This is a genomic window from Streptomyces sp. NPDC028991 (assembly GCF_055564775.1).
On the sequence record NZ_JBVHVP010000001.1, the window covers coordinates 728,239 to 751,164 of the forward strand.

Annotated in this window: 21 protein-coding genes; 7 read left to right on the plus strand and 14 right to left on the minus strand. The window is 72.8% G+C overall.

The window, feature by feature from the left end:
* The first annotated feature begins 5 nt into the window (after positions 1-5).
* The gene (locus tag ACZ4V1_RS03170; RefSeq protein ID WP_468328529.1) at positions 6-476 is read left to right on the plus strand and encodes a hypothetical protein; all 471 of its coding nucleotides are present in this window, start codon (positions 6-8) and stop codon (positions 474-476) included.
* A 10-nt stretch (positions 477-486) separates the two neighbouring features.
* Here ACZ4V1_RS03170 and ACZ4V1_RS03175 read toward each other — a convergent pair whose 3' ends face one another.
* Entirely contained in the window at positions 487-894 is a 408-nt protein-coding gene (locus ACZ4V1_RS03175) for a DnaJ family domain-containing protein (protein WP_468328531.1), read from the minus strand.
* A 131-nt stretch (positions 895-1,025) separates the two neighbouring features.
* Here ACZ4V1_RS03175 and ACZ4V1_RS03180 point away from each other — a divergent pair, with 131 nt between their 5' ends.
* Positions 1,026-1,418 (plus strand): hypothetical protein, encoded by a 393-nt coding sequence (locus tag ACZ4V1_RS03180; RefSeq protein WP_468328533.1) that lies wholly within the window; start codon positions 1,026-1,028, stop codon positions 1,416-1,418.
* A 33-nt stretch (positions 1,419-1,451) separates the two neighbouring features.
* Here the strand turns inward: ACZ4V1_RS03180 and ACZ4V1_RS03185 are convergent, their stop codons facing one another.
* Complete coding sequence (locus ACZ4V1_RS03185) at positions 1,452-2,123, minus strand: O-methyltransferase (RefSeq protein WP_468328535.1); 672 nt, start codon at positions 2,121-2,123, stop codon at positions 1,452-1,454.
* Between the two features lie 276 nt (positions 2,124-2,399).
* Positions 2,400-3,785, minus strand: coding sequence for a glycine betaine/L-proline transporter ProP (proP, locus tag ACZ4V1_RS03190; RefSeq protein WP_468328537.1), 1,386 nt, complete (start codon positions 3,783-3,785; stop codon positions 2,400-2,402).
* 512 nt (positions 3,786-4,297) lie between these two features.
* Here proP and ACZ4V1_RS03195 point away from each other — a divergent pair.
* The gene (locus ACZ4V1_RS03195; RefSeq protein WP_468328539.1) at positions 4,298-6,520 is read left to right on the plus strand and encodes a bifunctional glycosyltransferase 87/phosphatase PAP2 family protein; all 2,223 of its coding nucleotides are present in this window, start codon (positions 4,298-4,300) and stop codon (positions 6,518-6,520) included.
* Here ACZ4V1_RS03195 and ACZ4V1_RS03200 read toward each other — a convergent pair.
* The 4 genes from ACZ4V1_RS03200 to ACZ4V1_RS03215 form a co-directional block, all read right to left on the minus strand.
* A complete protein-coding gene (locus ACZ4V1_RS03200) occupies positions 6,474-8,114 on the minus strand; it encodes a hypothetical protein (RefSeq protein WP_468328541.1) in 1,641 nt (546 codons plus the stop codon). The genes ACZ4V1_RS03195 and ACZ4V1_RS03200 overlap by 47 nt on opposite strands.
* A gap of 157 nt (positions 8,115-8,271) precedes the next feature.
* Positions 8,272-9,411: a hypothetical protein gene (locus ACZ4V1_RS03205; protein WP_468328543.1), complete on the minus strand. Its 1,140-nt coding sequence runs from the start codon at positions 9,409-9,411 to the stop codon at positions 8,272-8,274.
* 148 nt (positions 9,412-9,559) lie between these two features.
* A complete protein-coding gene (locus ACZ4V1_RS03210) occupies positions 9,560-10,291 on the minus strand; it encodes a cysteine hydrolase family protein (RefSeq protein ID WP_468328545.1) in 732 nt (243 codons plus the stop codon).
* Positions 10,291-10,881, minus strand: a complete 591-nt coding sequence (locus tag ACZ4V1_RS03215; protein WP_468328547.1) for an isochorismatase family protein — start codon at positions 10,879-10,881, stop codon at positions 10,291-10,293. The genes ACZ4V1_RS03210 and ACZ4V1_RS03215 overlap by 1 nt, the downstream gene beginning before the upstream one ends.
* A 151-nt stretch (positions 10,882-11,032) precedes the next feature.
* Between ACZ4V1_RS03215 and ACZ4V1_RS03220 the strand changes: the two genes are divergently transcribed.
* A complete protein-coding gene (locus ACZ4V1_RS03220) occupies positions 11,033-12,034 on the plus strand; it encodes a GlxA family transcriptional regulator (protein WP_468328549.1) in 1,002 nt (333 codons plus the stop codon).
* Positions 12,035-12,237: 203 nt separating this feature from the next.
* Here ACZ4V1_RS03220 and ACZ4V1_RS03225 read toward each other — a convergent pair whose 3' ends face one another.
* The 7 genes from ACZ4V1_RS03225 to ACZ4V1_RS03255 form a co-directional block, all read right to left on the minus strand.
* On the minus strand, positions 12,238-12,651 hold the full coding sequence (locus ACZ4V1_RS03225) for an aggregation-promoting factor C-terminal-like domain-containing protein (RefSeq protein WP_468328551.1): 414 nt from the start codon (positions 12,649-12,651) through the stop codon (positions 12,238-12,240).
* Between the two features lie 255 nt (positions 12,652-12,906).
* Positions 12,907-13,770 (minus strand): ECF transporter S component, encoded by an 864-nt coding sequence (locus ACZ4V1_RS03230; protein WP_468328553.1) that lies wholly within the window; start codon positions 13,768-13,770, stop codon positions 12,907-12,909.
* Positions 13,767-15,455 (minus strand): ABC transporter ATP-binding protein, encoded by a 1,689-nt coding sequence (locus ACZ4V1_RS03235; RefSeq protein ID WP_468328555.1) that lies wholly within the window; start codon positions 15,453-15,455, stop codon positions 13,767-13,769. Before ACZ4V1_RS03235 ends, ACZ4V1_RS03230 begins: the two co-directional genes overlap by 4 nt.
* On the minus strand, positions 15,452-16,600 hold the full coding sequence (locus ACZ4V1_RS03240) for an energy-coupling factor transporter transmembrane component T (protein ID WP_468328946.1): 1,149 nt from the start codon (positions 16,598-16,600) through the stop codon (positions 15,452-15,454). The genes ACZ4V1_RS03235 and ACZ4V1_RS03240 overlap by 4 nt, the downstream gene beginning before the upstream one ends.
* Positions 16,601-16,664: 64 nt before the next feature.
* Complete coding sequence (locus ACZ4V1_RS03245) at positions 16,665-17,333, minus strand: SCO2322 family protein (RefSeq protein WP_468328557.1); 669 nt, start codon at positions 17,331-17,333, stop codon at positions 16,665-16,667.
* Positions 17,330-18,598 carry a prenyltransferase/squalene oxidase repeat-containing protein gene (locus ACZ4V1_RS03250; protein ID WP_468328559.1) on the minus strand — a complete coding sequence of 423 codons (1,269 nt, stop codon included), beginning with the start codon at positions 18,596-18,598 and terminating at the stop codon, positions 17,330-17,332. Before ACZ4V1_RS03250 ends, ACZ4V1_RS03245 begins: the two co-directional genes overlap by 4 nt.
* Before the next feature lie 253 nt (positions 18,599-18,851).
* Entirely contained in the window at positions 18,852-19,532 is a 681-nt protein-coding gene (locus ACZ4V1_RS03255) for a TetR family transcriptional regulator (protein WP_468328948.1), read from the minus strand.
* 182 nt (positions 19,533-19,714) lie between these two features.
* Here ACZ4V1_RS03255 and ACZ4V1_RS03260 point away from each other — a divergent pair, with 182 nt between their 5' ends.
* The 3 genes from ACZ4V1_RS03260 to ACZ4V1_RS03270 are packed head-to-tail and all read left to right on the plus strand — an operon-like array spanning position 19,715 to position 22,925.
* Positions 19,715-21,112, plus strand: a complete 1,398-nt coding sequence (locus ACZ4V1_RS03260) for a glycosyltransferase family 4 protein (RefSeq protein ID WP_468328561.1) — start codon at positions 19,715-19,717, stop codon at positions 21,110-21,112.
* On the plus strand, positions 21,106-21,840 hold the full coding sequence (locus ACZ4V1_RS03265; protein ID WP_468328563.1) for a class I SAM-dependent methyltransferase: 735 nt from the start codon (positions 21,106-21,108) through the stop codon (positions 21,838-21,840). Before ACZ4V1_RS03260 ends, ACZ4V1_RS03265 begins: the two co-directional genes overlap by 7 nt.
* Positions 21,837-22,925 carry a prenyltransferase/squalene oxidase repeat-containing protein gene (locus ACZ4V1_RS03270; RefSeq protein WP_468328565.1) on the plus strand — a complete coding sequence of 363 codons (1,089 nt, stop codon included), beginning with the start codon at positions 21,837-21,839 and terminating at the stop codon, positions 22,923-22,925. Before ACZ4V1_RS03265 ends, ACZ4V1_RS03270 begins: the two co-directional genes overlap by 4 nt.
* The last annotated feature ends 1 nt before the right edge of the window (position 22,926 follow it).

The window sequence follows — 22,926 nt, forward strand, 5'->3', positions numbered from 1 at the left end:
GGCTCATGTCCGATGTGACCCGGCAGCCCGGCGGCAGCCCCGTCGAGCGGGACAGGCAGACACCCGACGCCCGCGGCGGGGCAGCGCTCGGCACCGACCGCGCGGGCGCCAAGGACCCTGTTCCCGGCACACCCGCCGACACCACACCCGATCCGCGGCCCCGGAGCACCACCGCCCCGGACGCCCACGGCACCACGCTCCTCCCGCACGAGGAGTGCGACAGGCTCGGGCAGCGGCTGCAGCACGCGGTGGCCGACTTCGTCGACGCGCCCCGCGCCTCCGTGGAGGAGGCCGACCGCGTCCTGGAGGAGATCACCGCCCGCTTCACGGACGCGGTGACCCACCGCCGCCGCACGCTGCGCACGTCCTGGCAGGACACCGGCGGGGACGAGCGCGCGACGAGCACCGACACCGAACAACTCCGCCTCGCCCTGCGGGACTACCGCGAGCTGGCGGACCGCCTGATGCGCCTGTGAACGACGGGCGTCACCGCTCCGCCCGGCGCTCCCGCCACTGCCGTACGACCTCTTCGACGTCGTAGGGCTTCAGACCCAGCGGGGGGCCGGGCGGTGGCTTGAACATGACGTCGCGGATCTTGACGTTGATCTCCTCGACGATGCGGCGGACCACCCGCTCCGACGGGGCCTTCGCCGCCGCCTCCAGGGCGTCCTCCGCCTCCTTGCGCAGGGCCAGCGTGGGCGGCAGCACGGAGAAGCCCTCGCGGGCCATCTTCCGCTTGACCCACCACAGTTCGTCGTAGGTGCTGTCCAATTCGCTCGGGAGGGGTCTGCCCGCGCCGGGCAGCTGTGCGAACTCGCCGCGCGCGTCCGCATCACGGATCTGTTTGTCGACCCAGGACTCGAAGTCGACGCCGGGTGGCTTTCGCTCGGTCATGACCCCATTGTGCCGGACACCACGCCACCGGCCGATCTATCATGCGGCGTCGACAAGCCAATGACGGACGTGACGTGTCGACAAGCCAATGACGGACGTACGGATGTCTTCAGGTCTGCGAAGGAGCGCACGTGCTCGAACTCACCATGGCCGCCGTCACCGCGGCGGACGCGGGCGCCACGGCCGGCATGCAGATGGCCGACGCGCCCAGCGAGCCCGATGCGGTGCTGCGGGTCGGCCGGGACAAGTCCGTGTGCCGGCTGCCGACGCCGGACGACTGGCTGTTCGTCTCCCGGGTCCAACTGGAGTTCCGGTGCGGTACCGACGGCACATGGCGGCTGACCTGGCTGCGTGGCTCGCAGCCGGACCCCTCCTGCGAGGTCCGGCTCACCGTCGGCGGCCTTGCGCAGCCCCTGGCCTACGGCGGCACGGTGCCGCTGCCGAGGGGCGGCAGCGGCGAGATAGTGGTCCAGGACCGTGCGGAGCCCCGCAGTGTCAACGTCGGCTTCTACCACGAGGTGTGAGGCGGCGCGCTCGTCGTCACGCAGGGCCGGGCCTCAGGCCAGCACCCGGGCCAGTGCGAACCCGTCGTAGCCCTTGCTGCCGACCGTCTGGACGGCCGTACCGCTGAGCCGCGGGTGGCTGCCGATCAGCTCGATGGCGGCGCGGGTGCCGCGTACGTCGTCGGCGGTGTCGTCGGCGTCGGCCACGCGGCCGCCGCGGACCACGTTGTCGACGACGATCAGGCTGCCGGTGCTGGTGAGTCTCATGGCCCACTCCAGGTAGTGGGGGTTGTTGCCCTTGTCGGCGTCGATGAAGACCAGGTCGAAGGGCGGGGGATTCTCGTCGGCGAGCTTCGGCAGCGTCTCCAGGGCGGGACCCACGCGTACGTCGACGAGGGCGTCGAGGCCGGCGCGGGCGATGTTGCGGGTGGCGACCTCGGCGTGCCGGTCGCTGTACTCGAGCGTGACCAGGCGGCCTTCCGCGGGCAGCGCGCGGGCCAGCCAGATGGTGCTGTAACCGCCGAGGGTGCCGATCTCCAGGATGGTGCGGGCGCCCTGGATCTGGGCGAGGAGCTGGAGAAGCTTGCCCTGGTTGGGGGTGACGTTCACCTGCGGCAGCCGGGCGGCGTCGCTGTCCCTGAGGGCGGCCTCCAAGGGCTCGTCGTTCGGTGCGAGGTGTGTGGTGAAGTAGGCGTCGACGTCGTCCCAGAGCCGCGAGTCGCTCATGCCGGGGCCTCCCGTGTGCGTCGTTAGCTTTTCTAAGTAGGTGCGCTAACGAAGATAGTCGGGGGGCGGGGTGCGGCAGGCCGTTTCCGTGGGCGTGTTTCGGTCGGGCGGCCTTCTGCTGGGTACCAGTACCAGTACCAGTACCAGTGCCGGTGCCGGTGCCGGTGCCGGTTGGGCGGGGTGGGACGCGAGGCCCGGGCCGCCGGGGTGTCGCCCTCGGAGAAGGGCCCCGGCGCCCACCCGTGCCGCCGCCCCCGGGGGTAACCGGCACAGGCCCTAGTAGCGGCCGTCGACCGCCGGTGCCGAGCCCGGCAGCGGGCGTCCGGCCGACTCCGACATGAACCACACCGCCACACCGCCGACAACAGCCGCGGCCATCATGTAGTACGCGGGCATCATCATGTCGCCCGTCGCCCCGATCAGCGCCGTCACCACCAGCGGCGTCGTCCCGCCGAACAGGGACACGGACACGTTGAAGCCGATCGACAGCGACCCGTACCGCACCCGCGTCGGGAACAGCGCCGGAAGCGCGGACGGCATCGACGCGGTGAAGCAGACCAGCAGCAGCCCCAGCGCGGCCATGCCCAGCCCCACGGCCAGCAGGCTGCCCTCGCGGATCAGCAGCAGCGCCGGTACCGACAGCAGCAGGAACCCCGCGCAGCCCGCCGCGATCACGGGCCGCCGCCCGACCCGGTCGGTCAGCGCGCCGGCGAACGGCTGGACGACCATCATCAGCGCCATCACGGCCAGCACCACGAGCAGGCCGTGCGTCTCGTCGTACCTCAGCTCGCTCGTCAGGTAGCTCGGCATGTACGAGAGCAGCATGTAGTCGGTGACGTTGAAGACCAGTACCAGGCCGACGCACAGCAGCAGCGCCCTCCACTGCCCGGTGACCATGTCCCGCAGCGGCACCTTCGGCCGCGTGGCCTCCGCCTTGTCGAGCTCGGCCGCGAACGCCGGCGTCTCCTCCAGCCGCATCCGCAGGTACAGCCCGACGATGCCCATCGGCCCGGCGACGAGGAACGGGATCCTCCACCCCCACGACGTCAGATCGCCGTCGGACAGCAGCGCCGTCATCAGCGTCACCAGCCCCGCACCGCCGATGTACCCGGCCAGCGTGCCGAACTCCAGCCAGCTCCCCAGGAACCCGCGCCGCTTGTCCGGCGCGTACTCGGCGATGAAGGTGGACGCGCCCGCGTACTCACCCCCGGTGGAGAACCCCTGCACCAGCCGCGCGACCAGCAGCAGCACCGGCGCCCAGACGCCGATCGTGGCGTACGAGGGGATCAGCCCGATGGCGAACGTACCCGCCGCCATCATGATCATCGTGAGGGCGAGGACCTTCTGCCGCCCGACCCGGTCGCCCAGCGGCCCGAAGACCATGCCGCCGAGCGGGCGGACCAGGAACGCCGCCGCGAACGCGCCGAAGGTCGACAACAACTGCGCGGTCGGGTTGCCCGACGGGAAGAAGACCTTGCCGAGCGTCACGGCGATGTAGCTGTAGACGCCGAAGTCGAACCACTCCATCGCGTTGCCGAGCGCCGCCGCCTTCACGGCGCGCCTGACGAGCGCCGGGTCGGTGACGATGGGGGCGGCGGTGGCACCCGGCGTGGACGAGGGGGTCGTGCGGGACGGGTGAGCGGCGACGGGGGCAGCCGACAAAGCTTCGCTCGCCTACCTTTCGACGGGAGCAGGGACGCCACGACCCGCACGGCGGCACTGTCGCCGGGCCGGAAAGAACCCGCGGCACTCGGCCACGGGCTGAAAAGCGACCATAGGCGGTGATGCGCCGTTTACGCCCGGTATGCTTTTCGTTGCACAGTGCACCAAAAAGGCGTGCACGCAGGGACGTCCGCAGACCACGGAGCGCTCGCCGCCTCCCCGGCCTGTGATCCTTCTCGCTTCCGCGAGATTCCACGAGAGGCGACCGAACGGCGCCCGCACTATCGTCGTCCGAACAAACGGCCGGACGGTCGGACCGCCGGACGGTCGTACGGCCGGACCGCCGTACGGTCGGACCGCCGGAGAATGCGGGACGAAAAGCGGGCGGCGGTCAGGTTGAACGGGGGTTGCCTGCGTCTCCCCCCGGGGGTGGTGCGAGCCTCATAGGGTTCGCAAGGACAACACATCGCGTACACGGGCGCGGTACGAACGGGGCGGGAGGCCGACGAGGCGTGGCGAATGCGGAGCACAGTGGGCGACCGGCGGAGGCTTTCGGAGCCCCGGCCGTCGATGCGACCAGAGCACGGCTGCGGGTCGCGCGCCTCGGCCTGTGGCTGGTCGCCGCCGTCCTCGCCGTACGGCAGCTGGCCGCGGTCCTCGGCACCCCGAGCGGGGAACGGCTGACGGACCTGGAGACCTGGGTGGGGGAGCACGGGGTCCTGCACGTGGAGGGGTCCCTCTACGACTCGACACAGTTCACCGGCACCCCCTTCGTCGGCCTGGTCCTCAAGCCCTTCACCCGCGCCGCCGAACAGGCCCTCGGCTGGGGCTGGACCTTCGGCTCGCTGCTGCTCGTCGTGGCCCTCGGCCTGGTCGCCGCCCGCGCCCTGCCGCAGCCGGTGGGCCGCCGCACGGCGCTGCTGGCGGCACCGGTGGCCGTCAGCCTGCTGATGGTGTCGCTGCCGGTGCGCAACGCGCTGTGGCTCGGCCAGACCAGCATCATCCCGGTGCTTCTCGTCCTGCTGGGCTGCTTCGCCGTACGCGGCGAACACGGCGACCGGATCGGCGGCGCGCTGATCGGCGTCGCCGCCGCCTTCCAGCCGACCGTCCTCCTCTTCGTCCCCCTCCTGTGGTTCACCGACCGCAGACGCGCCGCCCTGTCCACCGGCGTCACGTTCCTCGCCTGCACCGCCGTCGCCTGGGCGGCCATGGCGCAGGACTCCTACACCTACTGGGTCCACCACATGGCCGGCGTGGGCCTCGGCGGCGAGGCCGACGACCTCGCCAACCAGTCACTGCACGGCGCCCTGCTGCGGCTCGGCCTCTCCGGCCCGCTGGAGATCGCCCTCTTCCTCCTCCTCGGGGCGGCCGTCGCCGTCCTCGCCCTGCGCCGCGCCGTGCGCTACGCACGCGACGGCCAGCTGCTGCTCGCGGTCGCCATCACCGGCTGCGCGGCGGTCGTGGTGTCGCCGGCCACCTGGCAGCACCAGCTGCTGTGGGTGCTGCCCGCGGTCGTGGGCCGGGTCGGCAAGAGGGCCTCCGACCGGTACGTGTGGCCGGTCGCCGTCGTCCTGGTGATGACGCTGCCCGCGAAGATGATCCTGCCGAACATGGCGGCCCTGTACCCCCTGCGGGACAACGTCGTACTCCTCGCGGCACTGGCCGCCGCCGTCGCCGTGCCGTTCCTGTCCCGCACGTCGCCGTACTTCGACGCGCCGGTCCCGACGAGCTACGCGCCCCCGGTCCCGGCCCGCTTCAAGCACGTCCCCCTGCTGCCGTTCCTGCGCCGGGTCCTCACCCGGCCCAACCTGCTCCTGGAGCTTCTCCTCATCCGGGTCACCTACGCCGCCTACTCGCAGGTCCGTCTCGCGGCGACCGGCGGCAGCAACTCGGCGGGCCGCGCCCGCGCGGAGGAGCACGGCCAACAGATCCTCGACATCGAGCGCTTCCTGTACCTCGACATCGAGCACGCGATCAACCACGCCGTCGTCAAGGTCGGCTGGCTCCGCGACTTCTTCGACTTCTACTACACGTCGTTCCACTTCGTCGTCCCGCTGGCCGTCCTCGGCGTGCTGTACTGGCGCCGCCCGGTCGACTACCGCTGGGCCCGCGCGTCCCTCGGCTTCGCCACGCTGCTGGCCCTGGTCGGCTTCTGGCTCTACCCGCTGGCACCGCCGCGCCTGATGCCGGGGCTCGGCATCATCGACACGGTGCACGGCGTGCAGGACTTCTCCAAGCCGGACTACGGCACGCTGACGCACCTCACCAACCAGTACGCGGCGATGCCGTCGCTGCACTTCGGCTGGTCGCTGTGGTGCGGACTGGCGATCGCGATCATCGCCCCGAAGACGTGGATGAAGGCACTCGGCCTGCTGCACCCCCTCTTCACCCTCGCGGCGATCGTGGCGACGGGCAACCACTGGATCCTGGACGCGGTGGGCGGCGCGGCCGTGGTCGTGGCGGGTTTCGGCCTGACGTACCTGTTCCAGGGCCCGAGGGCCCGGATGGCCGCGGCGACCGCGGCGACCGCGGCGAAGGAGTCCATCGCGGCGAAGGAGCTTGCTGCGGCGAGGGAGCCTGCTGCGGCCAAGGAGCCCGCCGCGGCCAAGGAGCCCGCCCCCACCGCGAACGCCATCCCCGCCCCCGCCCCGCCCCCGGCCAAGGACACCGCTCCGTCCGCCGAGGGGCTCAGCAGCGACCCTCCGGCGCCGGCGAAGGACCGTACCGGGAGCTGAGCCGGTACTCGCCCGGCGCCTTGACGGTCAGGCGGGCGAACTCGCCGTCCTGGGCGAGGCACCCGCCGTCGGTGCGCAGCCACGGCGACCAGGCGACCCGCACCGTCACCTGGCCGGGGCGGTCCACGCGGAGCACCAGACCGGCGCTGGTGGACGTCACGACGGTGCCGGGCTCGGAGACGAGCGGTACGGCGTCCCGTACCCGGTACACCCGCCAGTGCTCGTCCTGCCAGACGGGCTCCAGCCAGTCGGGCCGCAGGCCGGGGTCCCGGACGAGCGCCGCCTCGGCCTCGGCGGGACCGTCCGGCTTGCCGAGCGGAAGCACCACGAAGCCGACCGCCCAGTGGTCCAGCCAGTCCCGGTAGGTGGCCGCGGAGAAGGTGCCGTCGTAGAAGAGGCGGGCGCGTTCCACGTCGAGCTGCCGGTTCCAGCCGCGGGCCATGTTGACGTGCGGAGCGAGTGCGGCGGCCTCGCGGTGGTCGCGGGCCGGCACGACCTCCACCCGCGTGCGATCGGCCCCGAGACCGTCCAGCGCCCGGACGACGCCGTCCGTCTCGGCGGCCCAGGCGGGCACCACGGTGTACTCCTTCAGGTCGTCGGCGGTCTTCTTCCCCATCCACCCGACGGAGAAGACGAGGGCGACGATCAGCAGACTGCGCGCGATCCGCCGCGTCCGGCCCGTGCCGAGCAGGGCCGCGAGCAGCGCGGGGGGCGCGAAGTACTCCGCGAACCGCTCGACGTTCGTGCCGACGGGGGAGGCGACGAGATACGTCAGCACGGTGCCGGCCGCGTACACGGCGCCGCTCCACCGGGCGACCCGCCAGGTGCGCGGGGCCAGCGCGGTGACGGCGAGGCCGAGCACGACCGGCGGCCATATTCGGGCCGCGGGCATCGGCTGCTCCCCGGTGAAGGGGAACAGCAGCGTGGTCAGCCCGACGACCGCGGCGGGCGGTATGAGGAGCACGAGGGCGCGTCCCCGGTCCCGGACGAGCACGAACGCGGCCCCCACGACGGCCAGGTACAACCCGGCCACCGGCGACGCCATGGTGGCCAGCACCGCGTACCCGGCGGCGAGGACCAGCCGCCGCTCCCGGACCAGCACCACACAGGCGGCCAGCCCGAAGGCGATCCCGAGCGCGAAGGTCGTACGCCCCGAGGCGACGTTGCACCACAGGGCGAGGGAAGCGAGCAGGGCGGGCCACAGCGGCTTGCGCACACCGGCCCGCGTGATCAACACGGCCGCCAGCCAGGCGGCGGCCAGCCCGGACACCGCGGTGACCGCGCGCACGCCGAGCAGGGCCATCAGATACGGCGAGAGCACGCTGTAGTTGGCGGTGTGCGCCCCGCCGTACCAGAACAGCCCGTAGGCCGAGGCGCCGTGCCGCGAGACGAAGTCGGCCCAAGCCTCCTGCGCGGCCAGATCGCCCCCGCCGGTGGCGAGAAACACCCACCACACCGCGTACAGCGGGATGGTGGGCAGCGTGGCGAGCAGGGGCACGCGATGCCGGCGCCCGAAGGCACGCAGGGCATCGCCCGGGCGTCTCTCCCGGCGCCGCTCGGGACGGGGGACGGTCGTCAGTGCGGCAGGGACCACGGTCGGGGTTTCCGTTCGGCGTCATCGGGGTGCACGGCGGGGGCACGTGCGAAGACGATAATTCGAACAGAAACGTTGACCGGTATCCGGCCGGATCACTCGGGCACGGCGGTCCGGAGGGGCGTCCCCCGCCCCGGGAGCGGGGGACGCCCGGTGGTCACACCGTCGCGGTGTGCCCGGTGACCGGGCAGGCGCCGGCCGCCGCCGCCGTCGTGCCGAGGGAAGCGGTCCTGGCGGTGGGGGCCGTGCCGCCGATCTGCTGGAGGATCTCGTCGGAGAGCAGGTCCTCCTTGCCCTTGAGGGCGTCGGCGACCTTGAGGTCGGTGTTGAAGACCATCTCGGCGGCGACGTTGTCCTGGACGATGCGGGCCAGGTTGTCCAGGGCCACGAAGATCGGGTCCGAGGGGGTCTCCACGGTCGGCAGGTCGATGAGGTGGGTGTCCACCTTCGCCTGGTTCATGGTGCGTCGGATGATGATGGACGCCTGGTTCAGCTCGGCCGTGGTCCAGATCGACAGGACCGTGACGTACAGGTTGCTCCACGCCTGTTCACCGATCAGCGCCCGCCACCGCTTCATCAGACCCTCGATGCCGGTGATCTGCGCGGTGGCCGCGAAGGTCATGTTGACGCGGATGGACGGGTAGACGGTGGCGGCGAAGCGGTTGAACGACACCATGTCGAACGACTGGGCCGCGACGGAGGCGTCGATGAACTTGACCGCCTCGCTCAGGATCTTGTCGCAGGAGTTCTCCAGGTCGAGGGGGAGGTTGGCGGTGCCGAGCTTGGTGTGCGCCGTCTGGAGCGTGGTCTTGAAGGCGTTCAGCGGGGCGATCCAGCCCTGGTCGCCCGGTGCCTTGGTGACGACCATGTCGAGGTCGTGCGGGTCGATGCGGTCCGCGTTGGGGATGTTGGGGACCTGATCGCCGAGGTAGGCGGCGAGTACCGAGAAGAGGCCCAGGGGGACGTGGGCGATCGACTTGGCCAGTTCGAAGTACTCCGGGACCGGGTCGACGGTCTCGACCTGCTTGCCGCCGTCGACGAGGGTGAAGCGTCCGCCGACCGCGTTGTTCGAGACGACGATGACGGGACTGAGCTGCGTCGTCAGTTCGCTCTTGAGGGTCGCGTAGTTCGCGCGCATCTTCGTGTTGACGGCGCGTATCGCGTCGCGTGCCGCCTTCTCGTCGGTCGCGGTGATGCCCGCGGTGGCCGCCGAGGCGGTGGAGGCCGACTGGCCGGTGAAGAGAGTCGCCGCCCCGACGGCCGACGCGGTACCCAGAAATCCTCTACGTGTTGCCATGCCCCGTCTTTCTGCTTTCTTCGGTGCGTGAAAGTGCCTTATGGCGATGTGGGGGGGGAACAGCGTGGGGGGAGTTCGGGGTGGGGGGATCTCAGGTGGGGTGAGGGGTGTGAAGGGGGGTGTGAAGGGGGGCCGGGGGGCCCGTGGGTCAGGAAGTCAGGGACTTCTGCGACGGGACCACGACCCCGTAGAGGTCCTGGACCGTGGCGAGAGCGGCCTCGTGGACCTGCTGTGCGGGAACGCCGTCCGGGTCGCCCTTCAGGGGCAGCGGCCGGGTCGCGGAGGCGTCGGCGACCACGGTCGGCGCGTTGCCGTTGAGGAACGCGCCCTGGGCGGTGAACAGGGTGCACATGTTGGTCATGAACCCGGCGACGATGACGTTCTTGTTCCCGGCCTTCTTGACCTGCTCGGCGAGGTCGGTGCCGTGGAAGGCGTTCGGGACGCTCTTCTCCACGACGGGCTCGCCCTTGGCCGGCTTGAGCGCCGGGACGATCTGGCCCGCCTTCGACTTGAGGCCGTAGCCCTTGTCGACGATGTGGATGACCGGCGTACCCGCCTCGCGGGCCCGCTTCAGCAGGGCTTCGGCGTTGTCCACCGCGGGCTTCCAGCCGTCGAGCTCCATTACGCCCTCGGTGTAGGTGTTCTGGTAGTCGACGAGGATGAGTGTCGCGTCGGAGAGCGTGGCCGGGGTCTCGTCCAGGCCGTTGAGCTGCCGCAGGGTGGTCGTGTCCTTCGCGACGTTCTTCTCCGCGGTGGTGGGGGCGGAGGCCGGCGGCTTCTCGTCGGAGGTGGCGGCCTGCGGACTTCCGCCGCACGCGGTGGCGGTGACCGAGAGGACGGCGGCGGCGCCGAGCGCGACGGCGGGGCGGAGCAGCTTCATCAGGAGATCTCCTTCTGGGACGGGACGACGACGCCGTACAGGTCGGCGATGGTGGCGAGGGCGCTGTAGTGCACCTGGTGGGCGTCCAGTTCGAGGCCCGCGACCGGCAGCGCGCGGGTGGCGCTGGCGTCGGCCACGACGGTGGGGCGGTTGCCGCGCAGGAAGGCGCCCTGGGCGGTGAAGGCCACGCACATGTGCGTCATGAACCCGGCGATGACGAGGTCGCCGTTGCCCGCGGCGTCGACGTGCTGGTCGAGGTCCGTACCGACGAAGGCGTTCGGCGCCTTCTTGACGACGACGGGCTCGCCGTCGACCGGTGCGACGCTCGGGTGGATGGCGCCGATCTCGGCGCGGATGTCGTACGGGGTGCCCTCGCCGCCGTCGTTGACGACGTGGATCACCTTCGTGCCCTCCTGGCGGGCCCGCGCCAGCAGTTGGGCGGCGGCGTCGAGCGCGGCCTGCCAGCCGTCCAGTTCCATGACACCGGTCGTGTAGGTGTTCTGGTAGTCGACGAGGATCAGGGTGGACGTGCTGAGCTTCGCGGGGGTGTCGTCGAGGCCGTTGAGCCGGCGCAGCGTCGTTCTGGGCATGGGAGACCGCCTGGATTCGCGTGGAGGGGGAGGCAGTTCACCGGTGCGGTGACCTGCGCCTACGACGCTATGGCCCACCGACCCGTGTCGGCAATGTCGTCTAACATGCAGAAACCGACATGGCTGTCGCCGAGCTTGGGGGTTGGGCTTCTTGGACACCGTCAGACGACTGATCGTCATAGTCCTCTTCGAGGACGTCGACCTGCTCGACGTCACCGGACCACCGGAGGTGTTCTCCCTCGCCCGGCGGGAGACGGACGAGGCGGCGGGCTACGACGTGGTCCTCGCCGCCGAGACCATGGAACCGGTCACCACCGGCGCCGGGGTCCGCGTCCTGCCCGACACCACCTTCGACGAACTGTCCGTGCGGAGCATCGACACCCTGATCGTGCCCGGGGCCGTCGAGGTGGACGACCAGCGCCGTGTGCACCCGCTCACCGACCCCGCGGTGGTGGAGCGGGTGAGGCGACTCGCCCGCCGGACCCGGCGGGTCACGTCCGTCTGCGTCGGAGCGCACATCCTCGCCGCCGCCGGACTCCTCGACGGCAAGCGAGCCACCACCCACTGGTCCACCGCGCGACAACTCGCCGCCGAGCACCCGGCCGTCGAGGTCGACGCCGACCCGATCTTCATCCGTGAAGGCGATGTCTGGACCGGCGCCGGGATCAGCGCCTGCCTCGACCTCTCACTCGCCCTCATCGCCGACGACCTCGGCGAGGCCGTGGCGCTGCGTGTCGCCCGGCAACTCGTGATGTACCTGAAGCGGCCGAGCGGGCAGAGTCAGTTCAGCGTCCCCCTGGAACAGGTCTCCCCGACCCGGCGCATCGAGGATCTCCGCCACCACGTCATGCGCAACATCGCCGAACCCCTCACCGTCGCCGACCTCGCCGCCTGCGCCCACGTCAGCGACCGGCAGCTCACCCGGATCTTCAAGACCGAACTCGGCACCACCCCGCACGCCTACATCGAGTCGGCCCGCGTCGAGGTGGCGCGCCACCAGCTCGAATCCACCGACGCCACCCTGGAACGGGTCGCCTCCGCATGCGGATTCGGCACCGTCGACACCCTGGTCAGGGCGTTCCGCCGCAGACTCGACACGACACCGACCGAGTACCGCCGCCGGTTTCGGACGGGGCCCGGCAGCCAGGGCTGACGCCCCCCGGAACACCGCCCGCTCATCGGCGGGCCGCGCCGCTCCCCACACTGAAGCGGCCGGTGCTCGAGCCGGTGAAAGCGCGGAAGGTGAACGTCGGGCTGCGTCGGGCTGGACACGTGCGTGGCCGGCACACGAAGGCGGCGGCTCCGGGGATCAGGGTGCCGCCGCCTTCGGTAGGGGGGAGTGGGGTGGTGGCCGGGTCAGTACCAGCCGTTGGCCTGCCAGAAGCTCCAGGCGTCGCAGGCGCCGCCGTAGCGCTCCTTCATGTAGTCCAGACCCCACTCGATCTGGGTGGCCGCGTTGGTCTTCCAGTCGGAGCCGGCCGAGGCCATCTTCGAGCCCGGCAGGGCCTGGACCAGGCCGTAGGCGCCGCTGGAGGAGTTGGTGGCGTTGACGTTCCAGTCGCTCTCGTGGTCGACGATCTTCGCGAAGCACCGGTACTCGGCCGGGTCGCCGATCATCTTCTTCGCGGTCGCCTGGGCCGAGGAGGCCGGCGTCGCGGCCTGGGCGGGCGCGGCGGCGATCAGCGTGCCGCAGGTGGCCGCGGCCACGGCGGCACCGGCGAGGGCCTTCTTCGGGGTGGCGACGCTGCGGAGGAGGGAGGCGGCGGTCAACGGGGGGCCTTTCTTCGGGGACGGGGGCGTCGGCGCACGCCGGCCGGTCCACGTGGTGTGCGGCCGGGGGCGTGCGTCGGCGCCGCCGCCCGAGGGGGCGTCGGCGCCTGGCGACTGGTTCAGAGAAACAGGCCGGCCACTCGCCCGCAATCGTCCCTTTCGCCGGTGACGGTCGTAGGCGGAGGAGGGCGCGGCCGGGGCAAGGGCCGCACGCGCGGTCCGCCGGCTACGAAGCCGCTTCGTAGGTGAGCACCGTCACGTGGGGCGGCTCACCTCGTCGGCCTCCTCGAACGTGACCGGGGTCTCGAAGGCCGCCCGGCGGGTGGCACGGCGCAGCGCCTTCAGGACCGGGGTGCCGAGCGCGAGGGTCAGTACGACCGTCACGGCGGCCCGGCCGCCGTCCCAGCCGAGGGATGTGGCCAGGCAGAAGGCGAGGAAGCGGGCCAGGTTGTCGGGGATCGACGCGTCCGGGTCGAAGGCGATGTCCGAGGCGAGCGTGTTCATGAAGGTCCAGCCCGCGAGGTTCATCACCGTGCCGTAGGCGAAGGCCGCCAGGAAGCCGTACGCGGCCAGCAGGAGCAGCTCCGCCCGGCCCCGCAGCCGGTCGGGGAAGGGCAGCAGACCCGCACCCATCGCGAACCAGCCCATGGACAGCATCTGGAACGGCATCCAGGGGCCCACCCCGCCCGTGAGCAGCGCGGACGCGAACATCGTGACCGAGCCGAGGACGAAGCCGAAGCCGGGGCCGAGGACCCTGCCGCTCAGCACCATGAGGAAGAACATCGGCTCCAGGCCGGCCGTGCCCGCACCGATGGGACGCAGCGCCGCGCCCACCGCCGCCAGGACACCGAGCATCGCCACCGCCTTGGGGCCGAGACCCGACTCCGAGATCGTCGCCGCCACCACGGCCACCAGCAGCACCAGCAGACCCGCGAACAGCCACGGCGCGTCCTGCGCGTGCGCGTTCAGCGAGGCGTCCGGCGGGGTCAGGAAGGGCCAGCCGAAGCCCGCCACACCGACCGCGCTGACCAGCACGAGGGCGGCGACCGACCGGGGGCCGAGGCGGACGGCGCGGGCCTGGCGGTCGCGGCCACGGGGAGAGGCGGGACCGGCGGTCATGCCAGGGCCTCCCGCACCTGGGCGACCGTCAGCCACTTCCGCGGCGCCAGCACCTTGGCGACCTGCGGCGCGAAGGACGGCGAGGCCACCACCACGTCCGCCGCCGGACCGTCGGCGATCACCTCGCCCTCCGCGAGCAGCACCACCCGGTGGGCCAGCTCGGCCGCCAGCTCCACGTCGTGCGTGGCCAGCACGATCGCGTGGCCCTCGGCGGCCAGGCCGCGCAGGATGCCGGCCAGCCGGGCCTTCGCCGCGTAGTCCAGGCCGCGCGTCGGCTCGTCCAGGAGGAGCAGGGGAGGCCGGGCCGTCAGGACGACGGACAGGGCGAGCGTGAGGCGCTGGCCCTCGGAGAGGTCGCGGGGGTGGATGTCGTCGGTGACGCCCGGGAGCAGTTCGGTGAGGAGGGCGCGGCAGGTGCCGGGGGCCGCGTCCGCGTCCCGGTCGGCGGCCGCGCACTCGGCGGCGACCGTGTCGGCGTACAGCAGGTCGCGCGGTTCCTGCGGGACCAGGCCGACGCGGCGTACGAGGTCGCGGGGGGCCGTGCGGTGCGGTACGGCGTCCACCGCCCGCACCGAACCGGCGGACGGCGCGACGAGGCCGACGAGGGCGGACAGGAGGGTGGACTTCCCGGCGCCGTTGCGGCCCATGAGGGCGATCGTCTCGCCGGGGGAGACGGTGAGGCCGACGTCGCGCAGGGCCTGGATCCGGTCGCGGCGGACGGCGAGAGAGCGGACCTCGGCGGCGTACGGGGCGGGAGCGGCGGCCGTCTCCGGTGCCTTTGCGCGCCGCCGCCGGCGGGAGGCGGTGGGCCGGAGCGCCGGGGGCGCCGGCAGCGAGGCGGCCGGTGGCGTGTGGTCCGGGATCTCCCGGCCGGCCAGCCGGTCCCGGAGCGGGGCCGCGCGGCGGCGGGCGTCCCGAATCGTCAGCGGCAGCGGGGACCAGCCCGCCAGCCTGCCCAGGCCCACCACCGGCGGATACACCGGCGACACGGCCATCACGTCCGCCGGGGGGCCGACGAGCGGAGCAGCGCCCGGGGCGGGGAGCAGGACGACCTGGTCGGCGTACTGGATGACCCGCTCCAGGCGGTGCTCGGCCATCAGGACCGTCCTCCCGAGGTCGTGCACGAGGCGCTGGAGGACGGCCAGCACCTCCTCGGCCGCGGCGGGGTCGAGGGCGGAGGTCGGCTCGTCCAGGACCAGCACCTCGGGGTGCGGGGTGAGGACCGAGCCGATGGCGACGCGCTGCTGCTGGCCGCCGGAGAGCGTGGCGATGGGGCGGGAGCGGAGGTCGGTCAGACCCAGCAGGTCCAGGGTCTCCTCGACGCGGCGGCGCATCACGTCCGGGGCGAGGCCCAGGGACTCCATGCCGTAGGCGAGTTCGTCCTCGACGGTGTCCGTCACGAAGTGGGAGAGCGGGTCCTGGCCGACCGTGCCGACGACGTCGGCGAGTTCGCGCGGCTTGTGGGTGCGGGTGTCACGGCCGGCCACGGTGACCCGGCCGCTGAGCGTCCCGCCGGTGAAGTGCGGCACGAGGCCGCCGACCGCGCCGAGGACGGTGGACTTCCCGACGCCGGAGGGGCCGGCCAGCAGCACGAGCTCGCCTTCGGGGACCTCGAAGTCGATGCCCCGGACGGTGGGTTCGGCCGCACCGTCGTAGGTGACCGATACGTCCTCGAAGCGGATCACGACGACTCCTTGGCGGATACGGGGACGGGGGTGACGAACACCGGGAGCAGGCCGATCAGTACGGCCGCCGCCGGCCACAGCGGGAGGGTCGGGGCGGCCAGCGGGACGACGCCCGGTTGCAGCGCCGCCGGGTGGCGGGCGGCGGCGAGGAACAGCAGCGCCGCGACCGCCGCGCCGGAGGCGGAGACCAGCCAGGCGCGGGCGTCCCACCGGTCGGGGCGGTAGCGGGTGCGCACCGTCCGGCGACCGCCGAGCCACAGTCCGGCGAGGGCGGCGGCGACGCCGGCCAGGAGCACGGGGATGCCGTACGTGCCCCCCGCCGCGGTCAGCAGCCCGTACGTCCCCGCGCAGACGCCGAGCAGGCCGCCCAGGGTGAGCGCCGCGGTGGTACGGCGGACGGCGGCCGGGACCTGCGCGGTACGGCCGTAGCCGCGGGCGTCCATCGCGGCGGCGAGGGCGACGGAACGCTCCAGGGCGCCCTCCAGCACCGGGAGCCCGACCTGGAGCAGGCCCCGTACGCCCTTGTCGGGGCGGCCGCGCAGGCGTCGGGCGGCGCGCAGGCGCTGGACGTCCGCGATGAGGTTCGGGGCGAAGGTGAGGGCGACGACGACCGCCACGCCCATCTCGTAGAGGGCGCCGGGGAGGGACTTGAGGAGGCGGGAGGGATTGGCGAGGGCGTTCGCGGCGCCCACGCAGATGAGGAGGGTGGCCAGCTTCATCGCGTCGTACAGGGCGAAGGCGAGGCCCTCGGCGGTGACCCGGCCGCCCAGGCGGATGCCCTGCGCCCAGTCCGGGAGGGGCACTTCGGGGAGGGTGAAGAGGGTGTGGGTGCCAGGGATGGGGGAGCCGAGGACCGTGGTGAACAGGAGACGGATGACGATGACGGCGAGGGCGAGTTTGACGAAGGCGCCGTAGGAGCGGGACCAGGGGGCGTGCGAGCGGCGCGAGATGACGACGTAGGCGGAGACGGCGACGAGGAGGGCGAGGAGGAGGGGGTTGGTGGTCCGGGTGGCGGCGGTGCCCAGGGCCAGCGCCCAGAGCCACCACGCCCCCGGGTGCAGGGATCCGGGGCGGTGGCGGGGGGCGGGGGCGCTTGCCGGCGCTTGCCGGGTGCCTTCCCCGGAGGGGGAGGCACCCGCGCCCACCCGCGCCGCCCCAGTGGCACGGCTGCCCGCGGGCTGGGCCTGTGCGGCACGGCTGCCCGCGGGGTCAGTCGGTGGCATTCCCGCGCCGCCTCGCCTGCCAGGCCGCCGCTCCGGCCAGGGCCGCCACGATGGCGATGCCCGCGTAGAGGCCGGCCGAGGGGCCGTCGTCGTCCGTCGTGTCCTTCCGGGCCGGGGCCGGGGCCGGGGCCGTGCCGGGCGTCGTCGGAACCTCCTTCCGCGCGACCTGCTCCCCGCACCCCGTCTTCGGGTAGCCCGCGATGCCGCACAGCAGGGCGTTGGTGTTGTAGCGCAGCGGGTCCGCCACGGCGGCCAGGGCGTCGGCCGTCGTCGCGTCGGGGGCGACCCGGGCGCAGGCCGTGCGCGGGGCCGGCGGGGTCTCGCCGGACGGCGCGTCGGACGCCGTACCGAAGTCGAGGACCAGGGCGACGCGCTTGCTGCCGTCCTCGGCCGGCGTCTTCGCGCAGATCGACGCGAAGTCCGCGGCGCCGCGCGGCTTGGCCGCGTCGCCCGAGTTCTCGCTCACCGCGAAGCGGAAGCCCTGGACATCGCCGTCGGAGGGGCGGACCAGGGACGGGCCCTGGGTGGCGTAGACCCAGTTCCCGCCGTCGCGGTCCCAGAAGGACCAGTAGCGGTAACCGGCGGCCTGCGCCTGGCCCGCGCCTGCGATGAGCAGGAACGCGGCCAGGAAGAGGAGGACGACGCGGCGGGTCACGGCTGCCGCTTCTTGTTGCGGCCGCTCAGCAGGAAGCCGATGCCGATGCCGAAGACCAGGCAGACACCGACGAACCACCAGACGCCGAAGCCGGATTCGTCATCCTTCCCGTCCTTCTTCCCGTCCTTCTCGTCGGCCTGGTCGCTCGTGGTGGCGGTGTCCCTCGCCTCGCCCCCCTGCGGGCTGGGCCCGGTCGCGCCGAGCTCCGCCACCAGGTCGGTGCCGCCGAAGGCCCGCGGGTCGGTGCCCGTGGCGTGCGCTGCGAAGATCAGCTGGGCGTAGGCCGCCGGGCCGCTCTGCTCGGCCCACTCGGCGGCGTTCTTCTTCAGCCAGGCCAGCGGCTTGGCGGCCTTGTCCGCGCCGCCCTGTGCGGCGAGTGCGACGACCGCGTCGGCGGTGTTGCCGTAGTCGGGCTGGTCGGCGGAGCCGCCGAGGGCGGACTCCAGGTGGCCGTCCTCGGCGACGGCGTCGGCGAGATAGGCGGCGCCGTTGGCGGCGGCCTGCTCGCGGCCCGGCTGCTTCGCGTCGGTGCACGTGGCGTCGTCGGTCTTCTCGCCGGCCTCGGCGACCAGGCCCTTGCCGAGCGCGCCGAGCACGCCGGCCGCCGTCGCGTCCGCGTTGGCGAGCAGCTTGCCGTCCTCGTCGGGCTGGAAGGCGAAGGCGCCCGATCCCTTGTCCTTGGCGCAGGGGAGGGCGAAGGCCAGCAGGGCGTCGTACGGGGACTTGCCGTCCTTCTCGACCTTCTCGGGCTCGCTCTCCGTGGCGGTCAGGGCGCCGATGACGACGGCGGTGGAGTTGGCGTCGCTGGGGCCGCCCGGGGTGTAGCCCCAGCCGCCGTCCTCGTTCTGTACGGACTTCAGCCAGACGAGGGCGTCGTCGACGACGTCGCCCCGTCCGCCGACCGCCCACAGTGCCTGGATCGCGGCGGCCGTGTTGTTGGTGTCGACCATGGTCTTGGCGTCGCACGCCTTGGCCGGGTCGGCGCGGAAGGGGGCGAAGGCGCCGTTGTCGCACTGCTGCCCGGTGAGCCAGTCCACGGCCCGCGACGACGGGGTCACACCGGCCGTCTTCTGCGCGAGCAGGGCGAGGGACTGGCGCCAGACCCCGTCGTACTGGGGGTCGGCGGTGCCGTACAGCCCGGAGGGCTCGGGCGCGGGCGCGGACGGGGAGGACGACGGATCGGCGGCGGCCGCGGGCGCGGCGGCGGCGCCGATCACGGCTATGGCGGCGAGGGCCGCGGCGCTGCTGCGACGGCGGACGTTCATGATTCGGCGGGTGCCTTTCCCTGCGCGGAGTCGGGCAGCACGGGCACCCCCGGGCGGCTCGGCCCCGTATGCCTCGACGGTGCCCGTGCGCCGGCGGGTGCCGGGCACGTGAGCCGGTCACGTCCGTGCGGGGCAGTCCGGCTCACCGTCGGGCAAGTCCCCGAAGGGTCTGTGCGGACGGCTCACGGTTGCGGGTCAGCGCCGGAATTGCACCGGCTTCCCCCCGTACGGGTGTGATGACGACGCCGCCACTTTACCCGGAGGCAACGGGGCCGGACCGGGGCGCCTGCCCGTGCGCCCCGGCCTCCGTCAGGTCGATCAGCCGGCACACCGTCTCGATGTCCACCCGCACCTGTGCGAGGGAGGCGCGGCCGGAGAGCCAGGTGATCAGGGTCGAGAGCCAGGTGTGCTCGATGACGCGGACCGCGGAGAGCTGCTCGGGAGTGGGGTTGTCGAGGCCGCCCATCGCGTCCAGGATGATCGCCGTGGTCTGCCGGGAGACCTGGTCGACCTCCGGAGAGACGCTGCGGTCGGCGAAGGTCAGGGCGCGGGCCATCGCCTCGGCCAGCCGGGGTTCGCGCTGCAGCGCGCCGAAGGCCCGCATCAGGGTCTGCGCCACCCGGTCCGCGGCCGTCTCACCGGTCGGGGGACTCCTGCGCAGGGTGCCGTGCAGCCGTTCCAGCTGGTCGTGCATGGTCGCGACCAGCAGATGGACCTTGGACGGGAAGTAGCGGTACAGCGTGCCCAGGGCGACCTGCGACGACTCCGCGACCTCGCGCATCTGCACCGCCTCGAAGCCGCCCCGGCAGGCCAGCCGGGCGGTCGCGTGCAGGATGCGGCGGCGGCGTTCCCGCTGCCGCTCGGTGAGGGGCGGCGCGGCGGCGCGGGGCGACGGGCCGGAGGCGTTCGCTGCCGGGTTGTCCACCTTGGTCACCTTCTCCCCCGAGTCCGGCGCGACAGCCTGCCGCGCCGTGGCGTGAATCACCTGATCCACTCGTCACAGTGCCCCTACCTGCCGGTAGATTCGGAGCCTCCGAACGATCAAGTCTGAAACTTGTTCTAGATTAACGTCCCGGCGTAGTGTCGCGGGACAGCGCAGTGAGAAGGGGGCCCGGAGTGACCGCTGAGGCCAGTCAGACGGGTCCCCGTCCGGAGCCCGCCGCCGACGGCTTGCGACCGCTCCGCATCGCACTCCTCACCTACAAGGGAAACCCGTTCTGCGGCGGTCAGGGCGTCTACGTCCGCCACCTCTCGCGCGAACTGGCCCGCCTCGGCCACCGGGTCGAGGTCATCGGCGCCCAGCCGTATCCCGTGCTCGACGTCCTCGACGAGGATCACGACGAGCGGCTGACCCTCACCGAGCTGCCCAGCCTCGACCTCTACCGCCAGCCCGACCCCTTCCGCACCCCGAAGCGGGGCGAGTACCGCGACTGGATCGACGCGCTCGAGGTCGGCACGATGTGGACCGGCGGCTTCCCGGAACCCCTGACGTTCTCGCTGCGCGCCCGCCGCCATCTGCGTGCCCGCCGTGGCGACTTCGACGTCGTACACGACAACCAGACCCTCGGCTACGGGTTGCTCGGTGACGTGGGCGCCCCTCTCGTCACCACCATCCACCACCCCATCACCGTCGACCGGCAACTGGAACTCGACGCCGCGGAGAGCCGCAAGCGGCGGTACTCCGTGCGCCGTTGGTACGCCTTCACCCGCATGCAGAAGCGCGTCGCGCGCCGCCTGCCCTCCGTGCTCACCGTCTCCGGCACCTCCCGCCAGGAGATCATCGACCACCTCGGCGTACGGGACGACCGCGTCCACGTCGTGCACATCGGCGCCGACACCGACCTGTTCTCGCCCGATCCGTCGGTGCCGCGGGTGCCCGGCCGGATCGTGACCACGTCCAGCGCGGACGTGCCGCTCAAGGGGCTGGTCTTCCTCGTCGAGGCGCTGGCGAAGGCACGCGTCGAGCACCCCCGGGCCCACCTCATCGTCGTCGGCAAGCGGCCCGCCGAGGGGCCCGTCGCCCAGGCGATCGAGCGGTACGGCCTCGAAGGCGCCGTCGACTTCGTCAAGGGCATCTCGGACACCGAACTGGTGGACCTGGTGCGTTCGGCCGAGGTCGCGTGCGTGCCGTCGCTGTACGAGGGGTTCTCACTGCCGGCCGCCGAGGCCATGGCGACCGGCACGGCACTGCTCGCCACGACCGGCGGGGCCGTCCCGGAGGTCGCCGGACGCGACGGGGAGACCTGCCTGGCGGTGCCGCCGGGTGACGCGGGCGCGCTGGCGGCCGGACTGAACAGGCTGCTCGGCGACCGCGAACTCCGTGCCCGGCTCGGCGCGGCCGGACGCGAGCGGGTGCTGCGGCACTTCACCTGGGCCCGCGCCGCCGAGGGCACGGCCGCCCGCTACCGCGAGGCCATCGGCCCCTCCGCGACCACCCCGAGGACCGTCCCCGCGACCCCGACGGCCCCGACCAGTGACACCGGCGTCTACCCCGAAAGCAGGGCCACGTGCTGACCGTCGACTTCTCCAGGTTCCCGCTCGCCCCGGGCGACCGCGTACTGGATCTCGGCTGCGGCGCCGGCCGGCACGCGTTCGAGTGCTACCGGCGCGGCGCCCGGGTCGTCGCGCTGGACCGGAACGCCGAGGAGATCCGCGAGGTCGCCACGTGGTTCGCGGCGATGAAGGAGGCCGGCGAGGCCCCGGCCGGCGCCACCGCCACCGCCATGGAGGGCGACGCGCTCGCGCTGCCCTTCCCGGACGAGTCCTTCGACGTCGTCATCATCTCCGAGGTGATGGAGCACATCCACGACGACAAGGGCGTCCTCGCCGAGATGGTCCGCGTCCTCAGGCCCGGCGGGCGCATCGCCGTCACCGTGCCGCGCTACGGCCCCGAGAAGGTCTGCTGGACGCTCTCCGACGCCTACCACGAGGTCGAGGGCGGCCACATCCGCATCTACAAGGCGGACCAGCTCCTCACCCGCATCCGCGAGGCGGGCCTCAAGCCCTACGGCACCCACCACGCGCACGCGCTGCACTCGCCGTACTGGTGGCTGAAGTGCGCGTTCGGCGTCGACAACGACAAGGCGCTGCCGGTGCGGGCGTACCACAAGCTGCTGGTCTGGGACATCATGAAGAAGCCGCTGGCGACGAGAGTCGCCGAGCAGGCGCTGAACCCGCTGATCGGCAAGAGCTTCGTCGCCTACGCGACCAAGCCGCACCTGCCGCCGGTGGACGCCGCGTGACGTCGCCCCGCAGCCCTCGCGCGCCCCGCACCGAGCACCTCGTCCTGCCCGGCGTCCTCACCGAGGCCGAGGCCGCCATCACCGTCCGCGGCATCCTCGCCGCACAGCGGGAGGACGGTGCCATCCCGTGGTTCCGCGGGCACCACCTCGACCCGTGGGACCACGTCGAGGCGGCGATGGCCCTGGACGCGGCCGGCGAGCACGAGGCCGCCGAGCGGGCGTACGAGTGGCTGGCCCGGCATCAGAACCAGGACGGCTCCTGGTACGCCGCCTACGCCGACGGCGACTTCGGCGACGTCACCGACCGCGGCCGGGAGACCAACTTCGTCGCCTACGTGGCCGTGGGCGTCTGGCACCACCACCTCTCCACCGGCGACGACACGTTCCTGGACCGGATGTGGCCCGTCGTCCACGCGGCCGTCGAGTTCGTGCTGCGCCTCCAGCAGCCCGGCGGGCAGATCGGCTGGCGGCGGGACGACGACGGCACGGACACCACGGATGCCCTGCTGACCGGCAGTTCGTCCATCCACCACGCGCTGCGCTGCGCCCTCGCCATCGCCGAGCAGCGCGAAGAGCCGCAGCCGGACTGGGAGTTGGCGACGGGCGCGCTGCGGCACGCCATCCGCCGCCACCCGGAGCGGTTCCTGGACAAGGGCCGCTACTCGATGGACTGGTACTACCCGGTGCTGGGCGGCGCGCTGACCGGCACGGAGGCCAAGTCCCGCATCGTGGAGAGCTGGGACCGCTTCGTGGTCCCGGACCTCGGTGTGCGCTGCGTCGTGCCCAACCCGTGGGTGACGGGCGGCGAGTCGGCCGAACTCGCGCTCGCGCTGTGGGCGGTGGGCGAGTCCGACCACGCCCTGGAGATCCTCCAGTCGATCCAGCACCTGCGCGACCCGGACAGCGGCCTCTACTGGACGGGCTACGTCTTCGAGGACGACGCGATCTGGCCGCGGGAACTCACCACCTGGACGGCCGGCTCCCTGCTCCTCGCCGTCGCCGCACTCGGCGGCCACGAGGCCACCTGCCAGGTCTTCTCCGGTGACCGCCTGCCGAGGGGCCTCGACCCGGACTGCTGCGTCTGAT

What these genes read in the sequence shown, in the direction of transcription:
- ACZ4V1_RS03170 (WP_468328529.1), top strand. Translation starts at nt 6, where the DNA reads ATGTCCGATGTGACCCGGCAGCCCGGCGGCAGCCCCGTCGAGCGGGAC.
- ACZ4V1_RS03215 (WP_468328547.1), bottom strand. Translation starts at nt 10,881, where the DNA reads ATGCCCAGAACGACGCTGCGCCGGCTCAACGGCCTCGACGACACCCCC.
- ACZ4V1_RS03185 (WP_468328535.1), bottom strand. Translation starts at nt 2,123, where the DNA reads ATGAGCGACTCGCGGCTCTGGGACGACGTCGACGCCTACTTCACCACA.
- ACZ4V1_RS03210 (WP_468328545.1), bottom strand. Translation starts at nt 10,291, where the DNA reads ATGAAGCTGCTCCGCCCCGCCGTCGCGCTCGGCGCCGCCGCCGTCCTC.
- ACZ4V1_RS03205 (WP_468328543.1), bottom strand. Translation starts at nt 9,411, where the DNA reads ATGGCAACACGTAGAGGATTTCTGGGTACCGCGTCGGCCGTCGGGGCG.
- ACZ4V1_RS03230 (WP_468328553.1), bottom strand. Translation starts at nt 13,770, where the DNA reads ATGACCGCCGGTCCCGCCTCTCCCCGTGGCCGCGACCGCCAGGCCCGC.
- ACZ4V1_RS03175 (WP_468328531.1), bottom strand. Translation starts at nt 894, where the DNA reads ATGACCGAGCGAAAGCCACCCGGCGTCGACTTCGAGTCCTGGGTCGAC.
- ACZ4V1_RS03250 (WP_468328559.1), bottom strand. Translation starts at nt 18,598, where the DNA reads ATGAACGTCCGCCGTCGCAGCAGCGCCGCGGCCCTCGCCGCCATAGCC.